General features: G+C 64.3%; 19 protein-coding genes and 3 tRNA genes. 16 read left to right on the top strand and 6 right to left on the bottom strand.

The window, feature by feature from the left end; all coding sequences use genetic code 11:
- The first annotated feature begins 6 nt into the window (after window positions 1-6).
- From FME97_RS08530 to FME97_RS08485, 10 genes are all read left to right on the top strand, one after another.
- On the top strand, window positions 7-855 hold the full coding sequence (locus FME97_RS08530; protein ID WP_141428984.1) for an endonuclease/exonuclease/phosphatase family protein: 849 nt from the start codon (window positions 7-9) through the stop codon (window positions 853-855).
- Window positions 856-867: 12 nt separating this feature from the next.
- Entirely contained in the window at window positions 868-2799 is a 1932-nt protein-coding gene (locus FME97_RS08525; RefSeq protein ID WP_141428982.1) for an alkaline phosphatase, read from the top strand.
- Between the two features lie 12 nt (window positions 2800-2811).
- Entirely contained in the window at window positions 2812-4419 is a 1608-nt protein-coding gene (locus FME97_RS08520; protein WP_141428980.1) for an MGH1-like glycoside hydrolase domain-containing protein, read from the top strand.
- Window positions 4420-4438: 19 nt separating this feature from the next.
- Window positions 4439-5452: a metallophosphoesterase family protein gene (locus tag FME97_RS08515; RefSeq protein ID WP_141428978.1), complete on the top strand. Its 1014-nt coding sequence runs from the start codon at window positions 4439-4441 to the stop codon at window positions 5450-5452.
- A complete protein-coding gene (locus FME97_RS08510) occupies window positions 5449-6270 on the top strand; it encodes an ROK family protein (protein ID WP_141428976.1) in 822 nt (273 codons plus the stop codon). The genes FME97_RS08515 and FME97_RS08510 overlap by 4 nt, the downstream gene beginning before the upstream one ends.
- A 10-nt stretch (window positions 6271-6280) precedes the next feature.
- Window positions 6281-7981, top strand: coding sequence for a beta-N-acetylhexosaminidase (locus tag FME97_RS08505; RefSeq protein ID WP_141428974.1), 1701 nt, complete (start codon window positions 6281-6283; stop codon window positions 7979-7981).
- 219 nt (window positions 7982-8200) lie between these two features.
- Window positions 8201-11344: a SusC/RagA family TonB-linked outer membrane protein gene (locus FME97_RS08500; protein ID WP_232522857.1), complete on the top strand. Its 3144-nt coding sequence runs from the start codon at window positions 8201-8203 to the stop codon at window positions 11342-11344.
- Between the two features lie 13 nt (window positions 11345-11357).
- Complete coding sequence (locus FME97_RS08495) at window positions 11358-12983, top strand: RagB/SusD family nutrient uptake outer membrane protein (RefSeq protein ID WP_141428970.1); 1626 nt, start codon at window positions 11358-11360, stop codon at window positions 12981-12983.
- A gap of 21 nt (window positions 12984-13004) precedes the next feature.
- A complete protein-coding gene (locus FME97_RS08490) occupies window positions 13005-13823 on the top strand; it encodes an endonuclease/exonuclease/phosphatase family protein (RefSeq protein ID WP_141428968.1) in 819 nt (272 codons plus the stop codon).
- Between the two features lie 23 nt (window positions 13824-13846).
- Window positions 13847-14698, top strand: coding sequence for a hypothetical protein (locus tag FME97_RS08485; protein WP_141428966.1), 852 nt, complete (start codon window positions 13847-13849; stop codon window positions 14696-14698).
- 258 nt (window positions 14699-14956) lie between these two features.
- On the opposite strand, the gene FME97_RS08480 is transcribed toward FME97_RS08485, so the two are convergent.
- From FME97_RS08480 to FME97_RS08470, 3 genes are all read right to left on the bottom strand, one after another.
- Window positions 14957-15031 (bottom strand) — tRNA-Val (locus FME97_RS08480).
- Window positions 15032-15081: 50 nt separating this feature from the next.
- Window positions 15082-15156, bottom strand: a tRNA-Val gene (locus tag FME97_RS08475).
- Between the two features lie 133 nt (window positions 15157-15289).
- Window positions 15290-15363 (bottom strand) — tRNA-Asn (locus FME97_RS08470).
- A 124-nt stretch (window positions 15364-15487) separates the two neighbouring features.
- Between FME97_RS08470 and FME97_RS08465 the strand changes: the two genes are divergently transcribed.
- The 6 genes from FME97_RS08465 to FME97_RS08440 all read left to right on the top strand — a co-directional run bounded on the left by FME97_RS08465 (window position 15488) and on the right by FME97_RS08440 (window position 22038).
- Entirely contained in the window at window positions 15488-16582 is a 1095-nt protein-coding gene (locus FME97_RS08465) for a DUF1573 domain-containing protein (RefSeq protein WP_141428964.1), read from the top strand.
- A 49-nt stretch (window positions 16583-16631) separates the two neighbouring features.
- A complete protein-coding gene (locus FME97_RS08460; protein WP_141428962.1) occupies window positions 16632-17516 on the top strand; it encodes a sulfide/dihydroorotate dehydrogenase-like FAD/NAD-binding protein in 885 nt (294 codons plus the stop codon).
- A 6-nt stretch (window positions 17517-17522) separates the two neighbouring features.
- On the top strand, window positions 17523-18929 hold the full coding sequence (gene gltA / locus FME97_RS08455; RefSeq protein WP_141428960.1) for an NADPH-dependent glutamate synthase: 1407 nt from the start codon (window positions 17523-17525) through the stop codon (window positions 18927-18929).
- Between the two features lie 23 nt (window positions 18930-18952).
- A complete protein-coding gene (locus FME97_RS08450; protein ID WP_141428958.1) occupies window positions 18953-20389 on the top strand; it encodes a DUF1080 domain-containing protein in 1437 nt (478 codons plus the stop codon).
- A 109-nt stretch (window positions 20390-20498) separates the two neighbouring features.
- The gene (locus tag FME97_RS08445; RefSeq protein WP_141428956.1) at window positions 20499-21068 is read left to right on the top strand and encodes a lipocalin-like domain-containing protein; all 570 of its coding nucleotides are present in this window, start codon (window positions 20499-20501) and stop codon (window positions 21066-21068) included.
- A gap of 115 nt (window positions 21069-21183) precedes the next feature.
- On the top strand, window positions 21184-22038 hold the full coding sequence (locus FME97_RS08440; RefSeq protein WP_141428954.1) for a phosphodiester glycosidase family protein: 855 nt from the start codon (window positions 21184-21186) through the stop codon (window positions 22036-22038).
- A 162-nt stretch (window positions 22039-22200) separates the two neighbouring features.
- On the opposite strand, the gene ung is transcribed toward FME97_RS08440, so the two are convergent.
- From ung to FME97_RS08425, 3 genes are read right to left on the bottom strand one after another with little or no spacing between them, the layout of a single operon-like run.
- Window positions 22201-22863 (bottom strand): uracil-DNA glycosylase, encoded by a 663-nt coding sequence (gene ung, locus FME97_RS08435; protein WP_141428952.1) that lies wholly within the window; start codon window positions 22861-22863, stop codon window positions 22201-22203.
- A 13-nt stretch (window positions 22864-22876) separates the two neighbouring features.
- Window positions 22877-23905, bottom strand: a complete 1029-nt coding sequence (locus tag FME97_RS08430; RefSeq protein ID WP_141428950.1) for a glycosyltransferase family 9 protein — start codon at window positions 23903-23905, stop codon at window positions 22877-22879.
- Entirely contained in the window at window positions 23889-24488 is a 600-nt protein-coding gene (locus tag FME97_RS08425) for a DUF4254 domain-containing protein (RefSeq protein ID WP_141428948.1), read from the bottom strand. The genes FME97_RS08430 and FME97_RS08425 overlap by 17 nt, the downstream gene beginning before the upstream one ends.
- Window positions 24489-24551 lie beyond the last annotated feature (63 nt).

Genomic DNA, 24551 nt, shown 5'->3' with positions numbered 1-24551 from the left:
CCTGCCATGAAACGACTTCTCCTGCTGCTGGCCCTCGGCGCCGCGACCGCCTGCGGCGACTCCGAACCGCGGCCGCTCGGCGTCATGACGCTCAACATGCGTTACGACAACCCCGAAGACGGTCCGGACAACTGGCGCTTCCGCCGCGAACGCATCGCCGGACTGATCCGTACCCGGAAACCCGACCTGCTCGGAACACAGGAGCTGCTGGCCAACCAGTTCGACGACCTCCGCGCGGCGCTGCCCGACTACCGAGCCGTCGGCGTGGGCCGCGAAGACGGCGTCCGCGCGGGCGAGTTCAACGCGGTGTTCTTCCGCGACGGGACGTTCGACCTGCTCGACTCGGGCACGTTCTGGCTGAGCGAGGAACCCGGACGCGCCGGGTCGAAGGGATGGGACGGCGCCTGCGAACGGCTGGCCACGTGGGTCGTGCTGCGGCGCGGCAGCGACGGCCGGGAATTCCTCTTCATCAACACGCACCTCGACCACGAAGGCGAAACGGCCCGCCGCGAAGGCGTCGCACTGCTCCGGCAGCGCATCGACTCGCTGCGCGGCGACCGCCCGGTGATCCTCACGGGAGACTTCAACGCCGAGCCGGATTCGCCCGTGATCGCGCATGTCGGCGAAGACGGATTCCTGCGCGACGCACGCCTCACCGCCGCGGAGCGGTCGGGTCCGGCGTGGAGTTTCTCCGATTTCGGGCGGATTCCCGAAGCCGAAAGGCCGCTGCTGGACTACATCTTCATCGGCGGCAGCATCCGGGCCGTGCGCTGCGAGGTGCTGCCCGACACGCTCGGCGGCGGGTATCTCTCCGACCACGCGCCCGTCGCCGCGACACTCGAATTCAACCGTTAAAAACAACCTGCAATGAAACCGAATCTCTGCCTTGTTCTGCTGCTCGCCGCGCTGCCGTTCTGCACGGTCGCCGCCGCGCAGCCTCCCGTGCTGATCCATTCGCACAACGACTACGCCCGCCGCGTACCGTTCTATCAGGCCTATGCCCAACAGGTTTCGTCGATCGAAGCCGACGTCTTCCTGCACGACGGGCAGCTCCTCGTGGGTCACGACCCCGAAGAGCCGAATCCGGCGCTGACCTTCGAAGCGCTCTACGTCGAACCGATCGCCACGCTGTTCGCCCGCAACGGCGGTCGTGCCTTCGCCGACTCCGACCGGCATCTGCAACTGATGATCGAGCTCAAGTCGGAGACCGGGCCGACGCTGCGCGCCGTCGCCGACCTGCTCGGCCGTCACCCCGAGGTGTTCGATCCGGCGACGAACCCCGAAGCCGTAAGGATCGTCGCCACGGGACGAATACCCGCCCCCGAGGAGTTCGGCGAATATCCCGAATACATCCGCTTCGACGGCGCATGGGACGCCGACTACACGCCTGCGCAGGCGGCCCGCGTCGCCCTCGTGAGCGCAGATTTCCGGGCTTTCTCGCAATGGAACGGCAAAGGGTCGATCATCCCGGAGGAGAAGGCCCGGCTGCAAGAGGCGATCGACCGGGCGCACACAATGGGCAAACCCGTCCGTTTCTGGAACGCGCCCGAAGGCGTCACGGTTTACTACACCTTCTACGACATGGGGATCGACTACATCAACACGGACAACCCGGAGGCCTGCGCCGCCTTCTTCGCCGACTTCGGCAACAAGAACTTCCGTATCGGCGACCGCCGCACGGCCGCCGCCGGCGTGACAGGGACCGAACGGCTGGACAAGACGACGCACGACTTCCGCGGGTTCCAGAACGACAAGCTCCGGCTCTCGAAGGGAATCGACATCTACCGCCCCACGTACCTCAACGACGGCGGCGAGGGCCGCATCAGGAACGTGATCTTCCTGATCGGCGACGGCATGGGCCTGTCGCAGATCGTGGCCGCGGCCTATGCCAACAAGGGTCTCACGCTGATGAACTTCAACCACATCGGTCTTCAGCGCAACAACGCGAAGGGATATTTCACGACCGACTCGGCGGCCGGCGGCAGCGCCCTGGCCACGGGCGAGCGGCATGCCAACCGCCACATCTCGACGAGCGAGGAGGGCCAACCCTATCCGTCGCTGAGCGACCATTTCCGGGAGAAGGGGCTTCCGGTGGGCGTCGTGACGCTCGGCAACGTCGCGGACGCCACGCCCGCAGCCTTCTACGGCCACTCGGTCGAACGCGACAACGCCGACGAGCTGACCCGCTGCCTGCTCGACGCACCGGTCGATCTGCTCTGCGGCAGCGGCATCCGCCAGTTCACCGAACGCGGCGACGGCCTGGACATGGAAAAGGAACTTGCGAAGAACTACCGCTTCGTCCGTTCGATCGACCGGATCAACGACGCGAAGGGCAAGGTCGTCTGCATCGACGAACGGATGGAGGCCGCGGCCGAGGAGGCCAACCTCCCGCTGCTGGCCGAAGCCACGCGCGCCGCGATCGACAAACTGCAGGAGCGGGGCGACGGAGGCTTCTTCCTGATGGTCGAAGGGGCGAAGATCGACTACGCCGGCCACTCGCGCTGCCTGCCCGGCTCGGTGATCGAGATGCTGAGCTTCGACATGGCCGTGGCCGAGGCGCTGAAATTCGCCGACTCGAACGGCGAGACGCTCGTCGTCGTGACGGCCGACCACGAGACGGGCGGACTGACGCTCCTCGACGGTGACGAGCAGACCGGCCGCATCACGGGCATCTACGTCAGCGACGACCACACGCCGGTCATGCTGCCCGTATTCGCCTACGGCCCCGGCGCCGACCGTTTCTGCGGAACCTACCTCAACACGGAAATCGCCCGCCGCATCCGTTCCCTGACCGAATAAACAGACAACGCCATGAAACGAACCGTCGCAGCGACGCTGCTGTCGCTCTGCATCGCCGCCCAGACCGCCGCCCAGGGGCTGAAGTCGGGCCGTTACGAACTGCCCTACAAGAACACCTACGTAAAGGAGGTCTTCGTGGCCGAGAACGAATACCGCACGGCCGCGCCCGAACGCATCGAACCCCGGCCGTTCGACGAGGCGCGCAGGATCCTGCCCGCCCCGTATTGGGAAGGGCACGACAAGGAGATCGAAATGTACTGGCACGCCTGGCGGATCGCCGTGGGCAACATCCGCCAGCCGCAGGAGGGATCGGGATTCGTCTCTCCCTACCTCGACATGGCCTACAACGGCAACATCTTCATGTGGGACATGTCCTTCATGATGCTCTACGCCCGCTACGGATACCGCTATTTCCCCTTCCAGCGGTCGATGGACAACTTCTACGCCAAACAGCACCCCGACGGCTTCATCTGCCGCGAAATCCGCGCCGACGGCTCCGACTGTTTCGAACGCTACGACCCCACCTCGACGGGCCCCGACCTGCTGCCGTGGATCGAGCTGACCTATTTCCGGCAGTTCGGCGACATCGACCGTCTGCACCGCATCTTCCCCGCGCTGTGCGGCTATGCGAAGTGGTGGAAGCTCAACCGCACGTGGCCCGACGGGACCTACTGGTCGAGCGGCTGGGGCACGGGCATGGACAACATGCCGCGCGTGAAACCCGAATACAACCCGATCTTTTCGCACGGCCACATGGTATGGCTCGACACCAACCTGCAACAGATGCTCGTGGACGAGTCGCTGCTCCAGATCGGATTCCACATCGAACGGTGGCAGGAGATCGAATGGATGGAAGAGGAGATGAAGATGCTCAAACGCTACATCAACGAACACCTCTGGGACGAACGGGACGGATTCCTGCACGACCGCTACGGCGACGGATCGCTCTGCCCGACGAAGGGCATCGGAGCCTACTGGGCCCTGCAAACCGATGCGCTGGACAAGGAGCGCCTCGACCGGCTGGTGGCCCACCTTTCCGACACCACGGAGTTCGCCCGCCCGCACCGCGTGCCCTCGCTCTCGGCCGACCACGCCAAGTACAACCCCGTCGGACGCTACTGGCAGGGCGGCGTATGGCCCGGCACGAACTACATGGTCATCGACGGCCTCTGGCGCAAGGGCTATCGCGCACAGGCGCGTGAAATCGCCGCGAATCACTACGCTTCGGTCTTCGAGGTATGGAAAAAGACGGGAACGTTCTGGGAGTACTACGCCCCGGAGCGGCCCGAACCGGGATTCATGGCCCGGAAAGACTTCGTGGGCTGGACCGGCCTGCCGCCCATCGCCGTCTTCATCGAGTACGTGCTGGGCATCAAGTCCGACTACTCGGAACGGCGGATCGAATGGGACGTCACCCGCACCGAGGCGCACGGTATCGAACGGTATCCGTTCGGTCCGAACGGCGTCGTGGACCTGAAGGTCCGCCGCCGCGGCTCGTCTTCGGAAGTTCCCGCCGTGACCGTATCGACCGACGTGCCTTTCGACCTCACGGTGTTGTGGGGCGACGGACAGAGCCGCACCGTGCACGTCGAAAAGAGCGGCGAAGTGAAACTCGATTAACCCGAATCATTCCCCGAACATGAAACGACCGATCGTTTTGGCCTGCGCTGCCGTCTGGAGCGTCGTCTCCGCGCAGGCACAGCCCGCGACACTGCGTTTCGGCGAAAACCGGACGTTCAAAATCGCGCAGTTTACCGACATGCACCTCGATCCCTCCACGCCCCGCAGACTCGTGCAGGCCGGGAAGACCTTCGCACGGCTGGACCGTATTCTGGCCGGGGAACGCCCCGATCTGGTCGTCTTCACGGGCGACGTGGTGACGGGCGCCCCCGCCGAAACGATGTGGCGCCGCCTGTTCGACACGATGGAACGCCGCGGGATTCCCTATTGCACGGTGCTGGGCAACCACGACGCCGAGCAGGACCTCACGCGCGCCGAGATCGGACGTCTCGCCGCGTCCGGCCCGCATTCGCTCAACACGACCGGCGTCTCCGGCGAACTGTCCGACCTCGAACTGGAGGTGCTGGGCCGCGACTCCGGAGCGCCCGCCCTGCTGCTCTACTGCCTCGATTCGCACGCCGAATCGCAGACGGCGGGCATCGAAGGCTACGACTGGTTCCGGCAGGAGCAGATCGCCTGGCTGCGGACGCGCTGCGAAGCCCGCACGGCGGCCAACGGCGGCCGTCCGATGCCCGCGCTGGCCTTCTTCCATATCGCACTGCCCGAATACGCCGCGGCATGGCGGAACCCCGACAACAGCCGGATCGGCCGCGCCGCCGAGGACGAATGCCCCGGGGCGCTCAATCCGGGCATGTTCGCCGCGCTCGTCGAAACGGGCAGCGTCATGGCCACCTTCGCGGGACACGACCACGACATCGACTATCTGGCGGCCGACCGGGGAATCTGTCTCGGCTACGGCCGCTTCTCGGGCGACGACACCACATACAACAACCTGCGGCCCGGCGTGCGGCTGCTCGTACTCACCGAAGGCGAACGGGGATTCGAGACATGGATCCGCGAAGACGACGGCCGCAAGGTCGATCACGCCCGTTTCGCCGACGGCCGAATCACGGAAATCCCTGCGAAGCGATGAGAATAGGCGTGGATTTGGGCGGCACGAACGTACGTGCCGGCCTGGTGGACCGCGGACGCATCGTGCGTCTGCTTTCGGAGCCCTGCCGGGCCGACCGTCCGGAGGAGGAGGTGCTGGAACACATCGCCTCGCTCGTCGGAGCGCTGGTAACGCCCGGCGTGACGTGCATCGGCATCGGCGTGCCGTCGGTGGTGGATGCCGTGCGGGGCATCGTATATAACGTGGCGGGCATCCCCTCGTGGCGCGAAGTGCATCTCAAGGAGCGGTTCGAAAAGCGGTTCGGCCTGCCGGTGCACGTGAACAACGACTGCAACTGCTTCGCGCTGGGCGTCTGCCGCTTCGGCGAGGCCCACGACTGCCGCAACGTGGCGTGCATCGCGCTCGGAACGGGCGTGGGGGCCGGCATCGTGATCGACGGCAAACTCTACTCGGGCGCCAACACCGGAGCGGGCGAGATCGGCTGCATTCCCTATCTGGACCGCGACTACGAATACTATTGCAGCAGCCGTTTCTTCGTCGGCCGGGGCACGTCGGGCAAGGAGGCCTGCGAACGGGCGGCGGCGGGCGATCCCGAAGCGCTGGCGCTGTGGAACGAGTTCGGAGGCCACGTCGGACGGCTGGTCATGCTGACGCTCTACGCCTACGATCCCGAGGCGATCGTCTTCGGAGGCAGCATTTCGCATGCCTTCGGCTTCTTTCGGGCCGCGATGCTCGAAAGCCTCCGGGAGTTCCCCTACGCCCGGACCGTCGAACGGCTGCGCATCTACCGTTCGGAGATCGAACACGTCGGACTGCTGGGCGCTTCGGCCTGCGAATGACCGGACGACGATGAGAACGAACCGCCCGTACAACCGCCTGCTCGCCGGAATCGGCTGCCTGCTCCTCACCGGAGCGTGCGACCGGACGCTGTACGCCGATCCGGAAATCGCCGTAGTGCCGCGCCCCGCGGCAGCGGAACGCGGCGACGGCACGTTCCGTCTCTCGGCGGGAACGCCCGTCCGATACGTCGTCCCCGCCGACGCTACGCCGGACGAACTGAAGGCGTGGAGCCGGGCGACGGATGCGCTCGGCGAAGCGATGCTGCCGTTCTTCGGCACGGCGCCGACACCCTCCGAAGCGGCGGAGGCCGCGGCCGGAGCGGTGAACTTCCTCCGGGCGGACACTCTCCCGCACGACGCATACCGGCTGACGATCGCTCCGGAACGGATCGACATCGTGTCCGGCGGACCGCAGGGAGCCTTCTATGCGGTGCAGACGCTGCGGCAGCTCCTGCCGCAGAAGGCGGCGGGCACGGCGAAGATCCGTGCCGTGGAACTGCCCGCCGCGACGATCGACGACCGCCCCGCCCTGGCCTACCGGGGACTGATGCTCGACGTGGCGCGCCATTTCTTCACGGTCGAAGAGGTGAAGCGCACGCTCGACCTGCTGGCGCTGCACAAGATGAACGTCTTCCACTGGCACCTGACGGACGACCAGGGATGGCGCATCGAGATCGAACGATACCCGGAACTGACACGCACGGGGGCCGTCCGCCGGAGGACACTCATCGGCAGGGACCCCGGCGGCGAGTACGATGCGACATGCCGCTACGACGAAACGCCCTACGGCGGCTATTACACGCAGGAGGAGATCCGCGAGGTGGTCGATTACGCCGCCCGGAGGTTCATCACCGTCATTCCCGAAATCGAATTCCCCGGGCACGCCGTCGCGGCGCTGGCCTCCTATCCGTGGCTGAGCTGCACGGGCGAACGGTACGAAGTGCGCCAGACGTGGGACATCGACGACCGGGTGTTCTGCCCGGGCCGCGAAACGACCTTCGAATTCATCGAACACGTTCTCGAAGAGGTAATCGGCCTCTTCCCCTCGGAATACGTCCACATCGGCGGCGACGAGTGCCCGACGACCCTGTGGGAACGCTGCCCCCGCTGCCGGGCGCGGATGCGCGCCGAAGGACTCGACTCGCCCCGGCAGTTGCAGGGCTATGCCACGGCGCGCGTGGAGCGGTTTCTGCAACGCCACGGCCGCCGGCTCATCGGCTGGGACGAGCTGCTCGAAGGCGGCGTATCGCCCACGGCCGTCGTCATGTCGTGGCGCGGAACCGAAGGCGGCATCCGGGCCGCGAAACAGGGCAACCGGGTCATCATGGCGCCGACGACGCACTGTTATCTGGACTATTACCAGTCGGCCGACACGGCCGCCGAACCGCTCGCCTGGGGCGGATTCCTGCCGCTCGAAAAGGTTTACTCCTTCGATCCGCTGGAGGGGCTGACCTCCGACGAGGCGCGTTTCGTGCTTGGCGTGCAGGCCAATCTCTGGACCGAATACATCCCCGACTTCGGTCAGGCGCAATACATGCTGCTGCCCCGGCTGAGCGCGCTCGCCGAGGCAGGCTGGAATCCGCAGGAGAAGGATTACGACGACTTCCTGCGTCGTCTGCGGCGCCTGACGGACCTCTACGACGCCTGCGGATACCGATACGCCCCGCACGGTCTGCCCCGGAATCAATTCTGCGGAATCCGAGGAATATAGTACGCAAAAAGCACCCGCCGGAGAAAACGGAGGGAGTAACTTTGAATATCGGAATGCCGAAATATTTCAAAGAAGTTACGAAGCCCGAATAATTATAAAATATTTTAATAATAATTCTCCAAACCGCAGACCTTTTAACATTTAATTATTAACCTCAAACCTATGAAAATGAATTTGACTTTCTCAGGGAAGAGACGGGATTTCGCCCGCCGGCTTCTGATGAGTTTGCTGTTCGGCTTACTCATGCTTCCTGTCAGGGCGCAGGAACGCGTCACGGTTTCGGGGCGTCTGACCGACACGGGCCAGAATCCGCTGATCGGCGCCTCGGTGATCGAGGCGGGAACGACCAACGGCGTGACGACCGCCGCCGACGGATCGTATCGGATTTCCGTCGGCAGGGACGCCACCCTCGAATTCTCGTATATCGGTTACAAGCCGCAGCGGATCGAGGTGATGAATCGCACGGAGATCAACGTGACTCTCGAAGAGGAGACGACGATGATCGGCGAGGTCGTGGCGATCGGCTACGGCTCGCAGCGCAAGGAGGACCTCTCGATGGCCGTGACGACGGTCAAGGTGGACGATGCCGCACGCAGCCGCGCCTCGGACCTGGGAACGCTGTTGCAGGGCCGCATGCCGGGCGTGACCGTGATGCAGTCGGGCGACCCGATGCAGAAGGCCTCGTTCTCGATCCGCGGCCGCGGATCGAAGGGCAACGATCAGGGAACCGACCGCGGAAACGACGGACCTTCGTCGGGCGACGGCGTGCTGGTCGTGGTGGACGGCGTACCCAATGCTCCCTACATGGTCGAGGACATCGAGACCATCACGGTCCTGAAAGACGCCGCCTCGGCCGCCATCTACGGCGCTTCGGTGGGATCGAGCGGCGTCGTGCTGATCACCACCCGCCAGGCCGAAGCCGGCAAGACGCGCGTCAATGTGAACGTATCGCTCGGATTCGAACGGACGATGAATCTGCCGACGATGCTCAACGCACAGCAGTTCTGCGACGTATGGGCCAAGGCGGTCGCCAATTCGGACAACGGCTCGCTGCCCAACCTCGCCAATCCGGAGGTTTACGCCGGCGCCAACGTCACGCGCACGGACTGGCTCGACGAGATTTTCCAGACCGGATTCACGCAGCACTACGGCGTGTCGGTGAGCGGCGGAACCGAAAAACTCCAGTCGATCCTCTCGGTAACCTACGACGACAAGGAGGGCACGCTGCTCAACACATGGAGCCAGTCGCTCGGCGCCAAGCTCCACACGACGTTCAAACCCGTCAAGTGGCTGAAACTCTCCGAACGCGTTTCGTTCGAGTATTCGAACGGACAGGGCAACGTCAGCACCTCGCACACGGGTCCCATCCTGGGCGCCATGTGGTTCCCCGCATCGGCATCGGTGTACGACCGCGACGCCGAAGGGAACCTCGTTTACGGCGACAACGGAAAGCCCAAATACGGAGGCATCGCCTCGTCGGCCGACATGGAGGCCGGCGTGACGGGCCCGAACATCGTCAATCCGGTCGCACAGCTCGAAACGATGCGCCGCCGCTACCCGCGGACGAAGGTCTTCTCGACCACCTCGCTGGAGATCAAGCCGATCACCGAGCTGACGATCAAGTCCGAATTCACCGCCGACCTCGACACGCGCGAGGAGGACGAATTCTCGCCCGCAATCGACGTGCCGGGAGGCTCGACGACCGGAACACGCGACCAGTACTACTTCAATAACTTCCACACGCTCTGGGAGACCACGGCCACCTACGCGCAGGTCTTCGGCAAGCACCACATCAGCGCCATGGCCGGTTTCACGACCGACTACCAGAAGAACCATTACCGGGAGTTCCGCACGAAGGGCTACATCGACGCCACAGACCACAACATGGTCTGGGACTCGGCCGACGAATGGGCCAGCAACCCGACGGAGAAGCTGCGCGACTACGCCATGGTCTCCGTGCTGGGACGTATCGGCTATTCGTTCGACGACCGCTACTTCCTCGTCGGCAGCATCCGCCGCGACGCCTCGTCGAAACTCCCTTCGGCGAAGAACTACGACTGGTTCCCCTCGGTGTCGGGATCGTGGAAGATTTCCTCGGAGAAGTTCTTCCGTAACTCCCCGCTCGCGAAGGTGTTCGATCTGGTCAAACTGCGTGCGGGCTGGGGCAAGGTCGGCAACGTGACGCTCTACTCGCTGCCCAACCCCACCGAAATCCCGCTGCTCACCTACCCGAACGGCTCGCTCATCGGCGGCAACACCGTCTATGGAACCTACCTGGAGACGATCGCCAACACCGACGCCACGTGGGAGACCACCGTGCAGACCAGCGCCGGTCTCGACCTGCAGATGTTCGAGAACAAACTCGAAATCAGCGCCGACTATTATTACAAGGAGACGCGCGACCTGATCGACTACATACCCACTCCCCCGCAAATCGGCGTGGAGAACCCGCCGCTGGGCAACATGGGCAAAGTAATCAACCGCGGCTGGGAGTTCTCGGCCTCCTACCGCAACAGCGCGGCCGACGGCAAGTTCAACTACAGCGTATGGGGAACGTTCTCGACCAACAAGGGCTGGGTGGACGACTACGGCGCCCAGGAACTCGTGCAGCATGAGAACCCGAATATCAACAGCACGCCGATCCTCTACTCGGCGGCCGGGTATCCGTGGTACTCCTACTACCTCTACCGCACGGACGGCATCTTCCGCTCGCAGGAGGAGATCGACCGCTACGTCAGCAAGAACGCCGAGACCGGCGAAGTGACGCAGGTGCAGCCCGACGCCAAGGTGGGCGACCTGAAGTTCGTCGATACGAACGGCGACGGCGTAATCACGGACGACGACCGCGTGCTGACGGGCTGCTACACCCCGAAACAGACCTACTCGTTCGGCGGCTCGTTCGACTGGAAGGGATTCGACTTCAGCTTCATGTTCCAGGGCGTCGCAGGCAACTACATCTACAACGGCACGAAGCAAATGGCCATGAACGGCCGTGCGGACATGGGCAACCTCATCTCCGACGTCTATGACACGTGGGACTTCAACCCCTCCGGCAGCAAATATCCGCGGCTGGGTCTGGTGGACGACAACAACGGCAACTACGTGAAGTTCTCCGACGTTTTCCTCGAGAAGGGCGACTACCTGCGTCTGAAAAACATCACGCTGGGCTATACGCTGCCCAAACACGTCACCCGCCACATCGGTCTCGAAAAGGGCTCGCTGCGTGTTTACATGAGCATCGACAACGTGGCCACGATCACCGGCTATTCGGGCATCGACCCCGAAGTGGGCAACTACGGCATCGACTCCGGCGTGTATCCCGTGTCGCGTTTCTTCAACTTTGGTGTGAACGTCAATTTCTAAACCTCAACCGACCATGAAAAAGATATTAATGAATATTTGTCTGGCCGTCAGCGTATTATCGTTCTCGGGCTGTTCCGATTTCCTCGACCGGGAATCCTACGGCCGCGACACGTCGTGGAAAACGGACGAAGACGTCATGAAGGCCGTATATGCACTCTACTACTTCGTATCGCCCAACTGGAGCGAGCAGATCTGCGGCCGCGGACACATGTGGTTCGAATGCGCCAGCGACAACATCCTCATCGGCCGCGACCGTCCGGCAGTGGACGAAATCCGCGAATTCCGCATGTCCCCCTCCAACGACCAGGACGTGCAGGAGGTCTGGGGCGTCATGTACCAGAACGTGGCCAAGGCCAACAACATCATCAAGCTGGTTCCCGACCTGGGCATCACCCCGTCGGTGAAGAAGCTGGCCCTCGGATCCGCCTATTTCTTCCGCGGCTTCTCGATGCTCTGGATGGTTCCCTACTACGGCGACGATACGAACGGCGGCATTCCCATCATCCTCGACACGACGCCCATGGACGCCATGGACTCGCCGCGTCCGGACCACGTGCTGAAGAACTACGACCAGATCATCCAGGACTTCCGCGACGCGGCCGAGGAGCTGCCCTACTTCTCGGAGCTCTCCGCCGACCAGTACGGCCTGCCGCACAAAGCCGCCGCATGGGCTTTCGCCGCCCGCGCCGCGCTCTATGCCGCGCAATACGACCAGTCGTACTACGACATCGTGATCGAAATGTGCGACAAGGTAATGTCCCTGACCGGAGCCGACAAGCGTTCGCTCTACATCGACCCGAGTGACAAGTCCAAGTCTTTCGCCAACCTCTGGCGCAAGGAGCAGAACCACAGCTCGGAATACATCTTCTCGCTGGAAGGCGACGTCACGAACGGCGCGCGCTACCACGGCGTGACGTTCGTCAATGCCGGCTGGGGCCTCTACAACACGTGGGGATACTACACGCCGAGCAAGGAGCTCTGGGACGCTTTCGAGGAGGGCGACCAGCGCCGCGAAGCCACGATTCTCTACCCCGGCAACCACGTACGGTTCATGGGCCGCGACATCACTTTCGGCGGCTACTGCACCGACGGCTCGATCACCTCGTACACGACCAGCCACGTCTCGGCGGGCCTGATCAACCAGAAGTTCATCTCGCCGTGGGAGACGGGCAGCTATTCGGAGGTTTCGAACCAGCGCGACAAACTCTGGAACACGCTCAACTGCTGTCTGATGCGCTATGCCGACGTCATGCTGATGAAGGCCGAGGCCCTGATCTGGACCAAAGGCGAAGGCGACGCCGAGGCCAAGAATCTGCTCGACGACATCCGCGAGCGCGCCGGCCTGCCGCGCGACAGCCGGGCCACGAAGGCACAGTTGCAGAACGAACGCCGCTGCGAACTGGCCTTCGAATTCCAGCCCAGCCGCCATATCGACGTGGTACGCTGGGGGCTGGCCGAAGAGTACTACTCCAAACCGCTGCACAGCGTCGTTTCGAAGATGGTCGATGGCAGGATCGAAACCGAGGAGGTGGAGGTGTACCCCGGCCGCACGTTCAATCCGACCTACAACAAGGTGTTCCCGATTCCCCAAACGGCTTTCAACGGCACGGTGAACCTCACGCAGAACAAAGGTTATTAACCGAGAAAATTCGCACGGATTATGAAAATCGAAAATAAGATACTGGGAGCGGCCATGCTGCTGGGCACGCTCCTGCCGCTGGCCGGCGCACAGGCCCAGGACGTGAAACTCAAGTGCATGTCGTGGAACGTCAAGGCGCTGGAGCTGCGGGCCAATACCAACGTGACACGCGACATCACCCGGTTCGCCGAGGCGATCCGGGAAGAGGATCCCGACATCGTTTGCTTCAACGAGTTCGAAACCGCGAGCGGCACGATGGGCTCGAAGGAGAAACTGACCGAGTTCGCCGAAGCCCTCGGCATGTTCCCCTTCTTCATCTGGTCCTACGACAAGGACAACGGCTACTACGGAAACGGCATTCTGTCGAAATACCCGATCGTCAATTCGAAATCCGAACTACTCGGCATGTTCACGGGAGCCGACCAGCGTTCGGTAGGCTGGGCCGACATCCTCGTACCGACCGACGCCGCTCCCGACGGCGTGAAGGTACGCATCGTCTGCACCCACCTCGACGCCTTCGGCGGTGACGAAACCTGCTACGAACAGGCCAAGGAGGTGATCGCCTACGCGGTCGCCCCGGCCACCGAAGCGGGCATCCCCTCGCTGCTGATGGGCGACATGAACTGCGGCCCGGGAACAGATGCGATCAAGGAGTACCAGGCCTACGGCACGAAGTTGTGCAACAACGACGGCACGTTCGGCGGCAGCAAACTCGACTATTTCATCGGCTTCCCGCAGAACGAGTGGAGCTGTTCGGATTTCCGGGTGCTCGACTCCCAAGAATATTACGAGCTTTCCGACCACTACGCCATCATCGGCACGGCCGTACTGAACAATTAGAACAACGGAAACAACCAGAAACGATGAAAAACGCAAAGAAATACCTTTCGGCTTTGCTGGCCCTCGCAGTGGCAGCACCGACGTTCACGGGGTGCGACAACGGGCTGGACGAGTACCCCTCGGACGCCCAGATTCCCGCTCCGTCGGACAAATTCACCACCGAAATACAGTTCGTCTCGCGGCTGGACGATGCCGCACTCTGCTCCGGAGCGTCCGATTACGAAGCCGTGCACGACTATATCGTCACGACGCTCGACGGCAGGAACGGCTCGTGGCTGACGGTCCTCGACCGTGCGGACAACGGCGATCTCCGGTCGCTTATGGGCACCGCGTTCGACTCCTACCGCTGGACGACCTTCGCATTCAACCGGATTCAGTCCAAAACCGCCTACCAGGGGAGCATGCTCTTCGTGAACCGGTGCCTCACGGAGTCGAGGGGCGAAGCCTGCGGCGCGGGTTGCTACGTCACCGGACTGACGACGGGCATGAAGGGCGTGCGCACCGACAAGAACGACCTGGGCGAAGTCACGGGCACGACCGAAGTGTCGTTCGACGTGAACGTGCTGACGGCTCGGTTCGAAACGGCCGACCAGATCTCGGCCTTCGGCGGCGGCGACGGCGTGCTGCGCTCGTTCTACGACACGAACATGCCGCTGCTGATGATCGGAACGGTCAAGAACGACCTCTTCGAATCGCTGCAGGCGGCAGGGCAGTCCGCCGGCACGAGTTACGGATTCAACGTCTTCGAAGTCAGCAAAGGATCGCAGTACACGATCTTCCTGCTCACCGAAGAGCGCTTCTGGGGTTTCAACAAGGTCGAAACCGAGACGATCGCCAACGGTATCGAAAGTTACAGGATCAGCGTGATGTGGTAATCCCGCCGCCGAAGCGGCAGAACGCGAGACAGCCCGGCGTGAAGCCGGGCTGTCTTCTTTATATCCGCCCGCAGCGTCCGAGGGACCGGAAACGCCCGACGAAGCCCCGGAATCCAGAAATTCCGGCGGGGATGGGAACGACCCCGGCCGCACGGACATACATTCCGGCGTATTCCCGAATGCGGAAGCGAGGGAGGATAAAACGAAAAACGGCCGGAAATGGGCTATGCGCACCTTTCCGACCGCATGCGGGATTTGTGGGAACAAGCGGATTTGAACCGCTGACCTCCTGCTTGTCGAGCAGGCGCTCTAAACCAACTGAGCTATGCTCCCTTCGTCGTCACATGAAAAAACCATCCTATTCGGGGATGGTTTCGATGTTGTGGGAGCTGAGGGATTCGAACCCCCGACCCTCTGCTTGTAAGGCAGACGCTCTGAACCAGCTGAGCTAAGCTCCCGTTAAAAATGGCTTGGGACTGCAAAGGTAATTCAATTTTTTCAAACTCCAAATTTCCGGCGGAAATTTTTCGTTTTCCGATCACCCGCTTGCAGGCGCTTTTGAAAGAACCTTACGCAACCCTCGCGCATCTGCGCCTGAACAAGGACTTGAACCTAGGACCCCATGATTAACAGTCATGTGCTCTAACCAACTGAGCTATTCAGGCTTTTCGAAGAACGTTGTCTATCGTTTTCGGAGTGCAAATATAGGGCAAATTTTCAATCCCGCAAAATTATTGCTCTTTTTTTTCGCAAAAAATGTACCTTTGCAAGGACACCGAACGTAGAAACATGAACAAAAAAACGATCATAACGCTCATTGTCTGCGCATTGGCCGCCACGGGCGTCGCAGCGCAGGAGGAACGGCCGGAGCTGGTCTTCGAACCGGCCGTCTGGGACTTCGGCTCCGTCCGCGAGGCCGACGGGCCGGTGCGGCACACCTTCACGGGAGTAAACAGGGGCGACCGGCCGCTGGTGATTCTCGATGTGACGACCACGTGCGGCTGCACGGTTCCCCGCTTCTCGAAGCGGCCGGTCCTGCCCGGCGACAGGACGGAGATCACCGTGAGCTACGATCCGACGAACCGCCCCGGAGCCTTCGACAAGGAGTTGTGGATCTACTCCTCCGACCGCAAACGCATCGCCACGCTCACGATCCGCGGCGAAGTCGTCCCGCGGGCGAAGAGCGTCGAAGAGCTTTATCCGGTCGATGCCGGCGGCGGACTGCGCCTGAACACGACGCTCTGCGCCTTCACTTACATATATCCCGGCGTCCGGATGCAGTCGTCCGTGGGCTATGTAAACACGTCGGACCGCACGGTAAGTCTCGAGCTCCGTCCCGATCCCGCGATACGCAGCGGCCTGCTGCGTATCGACGCGCCCGAACGGATCGCCCCGGGTGCACGCGGCGCGATCAACATCTCCTACCTCGTCCCGGCCGACACCCCCCGTTACGGCACGCTGCGCGACGCGCTGGAGCTTTTCGTGGACGGCCGCAGCCGCGGCACGACGATCGTGGTGCACGGCATCGGAGCGGACAACCCCTCCGACATACCCGAGGAGAAGGCACCCCGGAGCGAGGTATCGACCAACGTGGTGAAGTTCGGCCCCGTGAAACACGGCGGTCCCCGCCCTTCGCAGTCGCTGACGCTCTCGAACACGGGCCGCGGCGACCTGATCGTCCGGGCCGTGGAGTGCGGCGAAGGGCTTTCCACCCCGCTCGAACCGGGTCTTGCGGTCCCGCCCGGCGGTTCGGCCCGCATCGAGGTGCGTCTCGATCCCTCCGCGGACGGCTACGGCGCCAGAAGCTCCTTCCTGCTGCTGGTGACCAACGACCCCCTGCGGCCGATGCGGCGCATCCGGGCCACGGCCGTCATCGAAGAGTGACACCCCGCCCCCGCAGAAACGACACACAAACGGAAACGACACGATAACGATGTACCCCATTCTCGAAAAACGCGCTTTGGCCGAACAGATCTGGCTGATGAAAATTCTCGCGCCGCGCGTCGCGCGTTCGGCCCGTCCCGGACAGTTCGTCATCGTCCGCGCGGACGAACGCGGCGAACGCATCCCGCTCACCATCTCGGACTACGACGCGGCGGAGGGAAGCGTCACGCTGGTCATCCAGGCCATCGGCGCCTCGACGCGCAAAATCTGCGCCCTCGGCGAAGGCGACGCGCTCGCCGACTTCGCCGGACCGCTGGGCCGCCCCTCGGAGTTCGTCTCGACGCCTCCCGAGGAGCTGCGGCGCAAGCGCTTCCTCTTCGTGGCCGGCGGCGTCGGCGCAGCCCCGGTCTATCCGCAGGTGAAGTGGCTGCACGAACGCGGCGTCGCGGCCGACGTCATCGTGGGCGCCAAGACGCGCGGCATGCTCATCTACACGGAACCCATGCGCGCCGTGGCCGGGCAGCTCCATATCGCCACCGACGACGGCTCGGAGGGCGACAAGGGGCTGGTCACGCAGGTCCTCGAACGCCTCGTCGGCGAACAGGGCCGCCGCTACGACGAGTGCATCGCCATCGGACCGATGGCGATGATGAAGTTCGTCGCCCTGGCCACGAAGAAATACGGACTGAAAACCACCGTGTCGCTCAACACCCTCATGGTGGACGGCACGGGCATGTGCGGCGCCTGCCGCGTGACGGTGGGCGGACGGACGCGCTTCACGTGCGTCGAAGGCCCGGAGTTCGACGGACACGAGGTGGATTTCGACGAGGCCATGCGCCGTCAGGGCATGTACCGGAACGAGGAGCAGCGCGCCGCGGCGATCGAGGCCGAACGCGAGGCGGGACACCAATGTAAAATCGGTTTGGACAAATAAGAGACTATGGCGAACAGAATACCGCGCGTACCCGTGCGCGAACAGGACCCGCAGGTGCGGGCCGCGAATTTCGAAGAGGTCTGCCACGGCTACGACCGGCAGGAGGCGCTGCTCGAGGCGTCGCGCTGCCTCCGCTGCCGCAAGCCCCGCTGCGTCGAGGCCTGTCCGGTGGGGATCGCGATTCCCGACTTCATCGCCGCGCTGCACGAAGGGCGTATCGCCGAGGCGGCCGGCATCATCGCCCGCGACAGCTCGCTGCCTTCGGTCTGCGGCCGCGTCTGCCCGCAGGAGACCCAGTGCGAAGGGGCGTGCGTCCTCGGCGTCAAAGGCGAACCGGTGGCGATCGGCAAGCTCGAACGGTTCGTGGGCGACTGGCAACTGGAGAACGCCTCCGGAGCCGCCGCAGCGGCCGTTCCCCGCAACGGGCACAAGGTCGCCGTCATCGGCAGCGGTCCCGCAGGGCTGGCCTGCGCGAGCGATCTGGCGAAGACAGGCTACGAAGTGAAGATTTTCGAGGCCCTGCACAAGGTCGGCGGGGTTCTCGTCTATGGCATCCCCGAATTCCGCCTTCCGAAGGAGCGGATCGTGGCGCGCGAGATCGAGGCGGTGAAACGGCTGGGCGTGGAGATCGAGACCGACGTCGTGGTGGGCCGCACGGTGACCGTCGATTCGCTGCTCGACGAGGAGGGCTACGAGGCGGTCTTCATCGGCTCGGGCGCCGGACTGCCCCGGTTCATGGGCATCCCGGGCGAGAACCTCAACGGCGTGGTCTCGGCCAACGAGTTCCTGACGCGCGCCAACCTGATGCACGCCTACGACGCACGGTACGACACGCCGATCCATGTCGGCCGCCGCGTGGCGGTCGTGGGCGGCGGCAACGTGGCGATGGACGCCGTGCGCACGGCCCGGCGGCTCGGAGCCGAGGCCACGATCGTTTACCGCCGTTCGGAGAAGGAGCTTCCGGCCCGCGCCGAGGAGGTGCACCACGCCCGCGAGGAGGGCATCCGCTTCCGGATGCTCACCAATCCCGTGGAGGTGCTCGCCGACGAACGGGGCTGGGTCCGCGGCCTGCGCTGCGTGGAAATGGAGCTGGGCGAGCCGGACGAGAGCGGCCGCCGGTCGCCCGTGGCGAAACCCGGCTCGGAGTTCGACCTCCCGTGCGACGTGGTCGTGATGGCGCTCGGCACGTCGCCCAACCCGCTGATCGCCTCCACCACCGAAGGGCTGCGCACCGACCGCCGGGGCTGTATCGAGGCCGACGCGCAGGGCGCCACCTCGCGCCCGGGCGTCTTCGCCGGAGGCGACGCCGTGACGGGCGCCGCCACGGTGATTCTGGCCATGGGGGCCGGACGCGCCGCCGCCCGCGCCATCGACGAATACCTGCGCGGCAAAGAGACCGCCCGGACCGAATGACAAACCCGCAATCCGTTTTCAAGATGAATCCATCCGCCCGTCCGATCCCCGGACAACGCATCCTCCTCCGGCTCGCCGCCGCCCTCTGCGGCTTCGGCCTCTTCACGGCCTGCTGCACGGCCCACTCCCCCGCGCCGCTCGACAGGTGGCACGACGGGGAGCGCACGCTCCGCACGTCGTCCCCCGCCGTCCGTGCGGGCGAAACGCTCCTCTCGGAGGGCGACTACCACAACTTCCGCCTCACGGGCGAGGCCCTCACGCAGCCCGGCGCCGAAGCGGCGCTGCGTTTCCACACCGACGGCGAGTCGGGCTACGACGTGCTCTTCCGCAACGGCGCCATCGACGGCACGCGCAAGAGCGGGTCGCTCGCCTCGGTCCGCAACCTCTACCGCTCGCTGGCCGAAGACGGGGAGTGGTTCCGGTTCGAGATCGCCGTGCGCGGAAACAACATCGTCGTCCGCATCGACAGCACCGAAGTCGTCTGCTACACCGAGCCCGGACAGCCCTACCGCACCGAAGCCCACGCCCGCCAACGGCTCGGCCACGGCGCCTTCGCGCTGCGCGGCCTGCAGGGCGAGGTCGCGTTCCGCGGCCTCGAGGTCGAGCGCCTCGGCGACGGAGCCCGCAACGAGGCCGACACGCTGCCGCCCGCGGACGAGCTCACGGACGGCGTGATCCGCCTCCAGCAACGCGATTTCCCCGTCATCGACTACCACGTGCACCTGAAGGGCGGACTGACGAAGGAGCAGGCGCACGCCAAGTCGATGAACTACGGCATCAACTACGGCGTGGCCCCCAACGCCGGGGAGGGCGGCGTCGGGCGGATGCTGGCCGACGACGGGGAGGTGTACGCCTACTTCGACGAAGTGCGGGCGATGCCCTTCCTGCGCGGCGTGCAGGGCGAGGGACGCAGGTGGACGGCGACCTTCTCGCAGGAGGCTCTCGGCGTATTCGACTACCTGTTCACCGACGCCATGACCATCATCGACCACAAGGGACGCAACGCACGCATCTACCGCCCCGAAGAGGTGCACTACGACGGCGTGACGCGCGAGCAGTACATGGATCGCCTGGTCTCACAGACCGAACTGATCCTCACCAACGAACCGGCCGACATCTACGCCAATCCCACGTACCTGCCCGAAGACATGCAGCCCGACTACGACCGGTACTGGACCGACGAACGGGTGGACCGCGTCCTGGACGTCCTGCAACGGTACGACATCGCGCTGGAGATCAACGCACGCTACCGGATTCCGAGCTTCGACATCATCCGCCGGGCCAGGGAACGGGGTATCCGCTTCACGTTCGGGACCAATAACGTCGATGCCGACTTCGGCCGGCTGGAGTACTGCCTCGAAGCCGTCGAACGGTGCGGGCTCACGGCCGACGACATGTGGTTCCCCTCGATGAGCGTGCGCCGCGAACGCCCCGTCGTGCTCTACAACCGATTCGATTGACGTCCCGGAGCGTCCGAAAACCCCGGACACATACAAACTGACACAACGGGAGAAGCGGATTCCCGACCGATTTCCTACCTTTGTCCCGGAAAATCCATTTAATCCGATTATGAAAACACTCAAAACCGCCTTCGCGGCACTGGCCCTCTGCGGTCTGGCCGCCTGCACCGCCCCTGCGCCCGAAAGCGTAGCGGGCTTCATCGCCGATGCGACGATGAACACCGTCACCCTCCGGGCGCTCACCTCGGAGCAGACCTACACCTTCGCCACCGCCGAAGCGGACAAGAGCGAGGCCTACGGGCTGCTCGTCGGTTCGCCGGCCATCGTGGAGTACACGGGCGACTTGAAGAAAAACCCCGAGGCCGTCAAGATCTCGGCCGACCGGACCTATGCCGAAGCCGTCGGCCGCTGGACCGTGCCGGACCCGATCGCCCCTGCGAAGGTCATGGGCGTCGAGTTGCAGACCGAAGGCCGCGCACAGTCGATCAACATGGCCACGCTGATCTACACCGGCTGGGAGTTGCAGGGCGAGGCCGGCAAGATCCTGCTCAAGGGACAGAGCATCGGCAACGGCCAGACGATCGGGTTCACCGAAACGGGCGTCATCTCGAAGGACGCCGCAGGCCGTTACACCCTCTCGATCGAAGGAACCGGCACGGTCTATACCAAAGCGCAGTGACCCGCACGCCGTCCTCCAGGGCCGTCCTTTCCGAAGGGCGGCCTTTTTCACGGGCCGGAGCTTGGGCGAACGGATTAAATTGCGTAAATTCGCGGAACCCGAACGAAAACACGCCATGACGAATCTTCTGAGAAAACTGACGGGAGCCCTGCTGCTCCTCGCCTCCCTGCCTGCGGCGGCCCAGACGCCCCGCGACTCGGCCGCCCTGGCGCAGGCCGAATGGCAGACCACCGACCTGGGCGGCGGCGCCGTCGCCCGCCGGACGCAGACGGAGCTCTTCGGCACGCAGCAGACCCTCTCCGTGGCAATCTACCCCCGGCGGGGATTCTCCACGCTCGTCGTACAACCCGAAGGCGCGGCCCGGGCCACGAGCCGGCTGGGCGAGGAGGCCGGGGCCGACATCGCCATCAACGGCAGCTACTTCCACATGAAAAGCGCCGAACCGATCACCTTCGTCCTTTCGGACGGTGAGATCCGAAACCGCGGGACGATGAAACCCTCGCCGCTCACCAACGGCGTCGCCGCCGTCCGGGGACGTAAGGGACGCCGGGTCGAAATCCTCCCCTGCGACTCGGCCGACTACCCCCGCATCGCCCGCCGTTACCGCTCGGCGCTCGCAGCCGGACCGATGCTGGTGCACGAAGGCGAAATCCTCATCTACGACACCGACGACACGTTCTACACGGGCCGCCACCCCCGATCGGTCATCGGAACCCGTCCCGACGGCAGCGTGGTGCTGCTCGTCATCGACGGACGGTTTCCCGGCCGGGCCGCGGGCGCGACCATCGCCGAGACGGCCTACATCGCACGGCAACTGGGGCTCACCGAAGCGCTGAACCTCGACGGCGGCGGCTCCTCGTCGCTCTGGACCCGGCGGCTGGGCGTGCTGAACCACCCCACCGACAACAAACGCTTCGATCACGAAGGCGAGCGCGCCGTACCGAACGGAATCGTCGTATTCCGCCGGTAACCGTCGCCCGGGACAGCCCGGCGAGACGGTAACCGGGCATTGCCCGGAACGCCGCGGAAACCCGAAAACGCCACGAAAGCCCCGAGACGTCACGGGCCCCCGGGACGCCGAGGAAAAAGGTCTGCACCGAAAGAAACGGAAGAAAAGGAATGATCCCCGGAATCACCATTCGATTTCGGGGATTCCGTGTTGTCGCAGATAGTCGTTCGCCCGGCTGAAATGACGGCATCCGAAGAATCCCCGGTCGGCCGAACGCGGCGAAGGGTGCGCGGCCGAGAGCACCAGATGACGCGAGGGGTCGATGATCGCCCCCTTCCGCTGGGCGTACGATCCCCAAAGCATGAAGACCAGGTGTTCGCGCTCGTCGTTCAGGCGTCGGATCACCGCATCGGTGAACGTCTCCCAGCCGCGGTCGCGGTGCGAACCGCTCCGGAAGGCACGCACGGTCAGGATCGAGTTCATCGGCAGCACGCCCTGAACGACCCACCGCTCGAGGCGTCCCGACGCAGGGACGGGCCGCCCCGTGTCGTCGTGAATCTCCCGGAAGATGTTCTGCAACGAGCCCGGAACGGGCAGGCCGTCGGGCACGGAGAAACAGATGCCGTAATAAAAGCGGGGATCGGGATAGGGGTCCTGCCCGAGAATCACCACCCGCACGCGGTCGAACGGGCAGAGGTCGAAGACACGGAACAGGTCCCGGTTCACGGGACAGACCCGCTGCGTGCGGTACTCCTCCCGCACGAACTCAGCCAGACGGGCAAAATAGGGTTTGTCGAACTCCGGCTGCAAACGCCGCCGCCAACTCTCTTCGATCCGGACCCGCATGGCATTCGTTCCTTTACCGGCCGAGCAGCCGTGCGACCTCGTCCACGATCCGTTCGGGCGCCACCGAGGCGATACACCTGAAATCGCCGTACCGGCACGGACGGTTGCCGAAGACCGAACAGGGGCGGCATGCCATGTCGGCCTGCACGGCGTGCTCCGCGGAGCAGCCGTAGCCCAGGAATCCCAGCCCGGGATGGGTGGCCCCCCACACCGAAACCACGGGCGTGGCCACGAGCGAGGCGAGGTGCATGACCAGCGAATCCATCGACACCACGCAGTCCAGATGCGAAATGAGGTCCATCTCCCCCGCCAGACGCACCTTGCCGTACACGGCCGTCACATTGGGATACATGCGTTCCATCTCCTGGGCGAATCCCGCCTCGACGCCCCCGCCGCCATGTACGAAAACCCGGTCGTAGCGTCCGGCCAGCAGCCGCACGACCTCGCGCGCAGGAGCTTCGGGATAGGTCTTGCCCTGCTGGGCCGAGAAGGGGGCGAATCCGACCCAGACGCCCTGTTTGGGACCGAACGGATTGGGCCGCACGGCGGGCGCCGCCGGCCCGGGATCGGCGAATTCGAATCCGAGCTGCCGGAAGACGTCGCAATAGCGCAGTACGGTGTGACGCACGGGTTCGGCGCCGCGGCCTCCGCAGCGGATGAACTCGCGTTTCTCGTCGCGGCCCTTCCGGATGTCCGCCACGCGGACGCCCCGCAGCCGCATCGCCAGCCCGAAGGTCTTCGACCGCAGCGTGCCGTGCACGTCGGCCACGGCGTCCACCCCCAGCCGCTTGGCCGCGGCGGCCAGCCGCCACATGCCGTAGAGGGAGTGGTGGGGCCCCTTGACGGCCACGGTCAGGAATCCGACCTCCAGTCCGGCGAAAAAGGGACGGAAGATCGCCTGCGTGGCCACCGTGACCCGCAACGCGGGATAAGCCGACTTCAGCGCCCGGACGGCATGCGCCAGCATCGCCACGTCGCCCATCGCCGAAGTTCGGAACACCAGCAGGTGACGGGGCGGCGTTTGTCTATTTTTTCCGGGCATAGAGCACTGGATTCAATGCCGGGTCGTTATACATTTTCATCTGTTTGTAGGTCTTCATGTACTTGCGGCCCGCCTCGATGTCCTCGATCAGCTCCTCGATGGCCCGCGACAGGTCCGCCCGCTGTTCGAGCAGCACGGCCAGCTTCCGGCGGCAGGCGTCGCGGTGGGCGTCGTCCCCGCGCTCCGTCTCGCGCTCCATGTGGTAGATCTTCAGCGCCAGGATCGACAGCCGGTCGATGGCCCAGGCGGGCGTCTCGGTGTTGAGCCGCGCATCGGCCGCGGGACGGACGTCCCGGTATTTGTCCATCAGGTAGGAGTCGATATACTCGACCATATCCGTCCGCTCCTGATTCGAGCGGTCGATGCGGCGCTTGATCCCGAGCGCCGTCGCAGGGTCGATCTGCGGGTCGCGGATGATGTCCTCGAGATGCCACTGCACCGTGTCTATCCAGTTCTTGTGGTAAAGCAGACGGTCGATCGTACCCTGCTCGAAGGGATTCTCGATCGGACGGTCCACGTCGTCCCAGCGGTGGTACTCCCCGATGGCCCGGTCGAAAATCCGGTTGGCGTTTTCGGTAAACATGGTTCGCAGTCTTTATTTTATGTTGCTATTTTCAGCGGAAAATCCTATCTTTGTCCGAAAAGA

Source organism: Alistipes dispar (assembly GCF_006542685.1).
Classification (GTDB): Bacteria; Bacteroidota; Bacteroidia; order Bacteroidales; family Rikenellaceae; genus Alistipes; species Alistipes dispar.
Note: the sequence above shows the minus strand (reverse complement) of the source record. Positions and strands in the feature narration are given on the sequence as shown.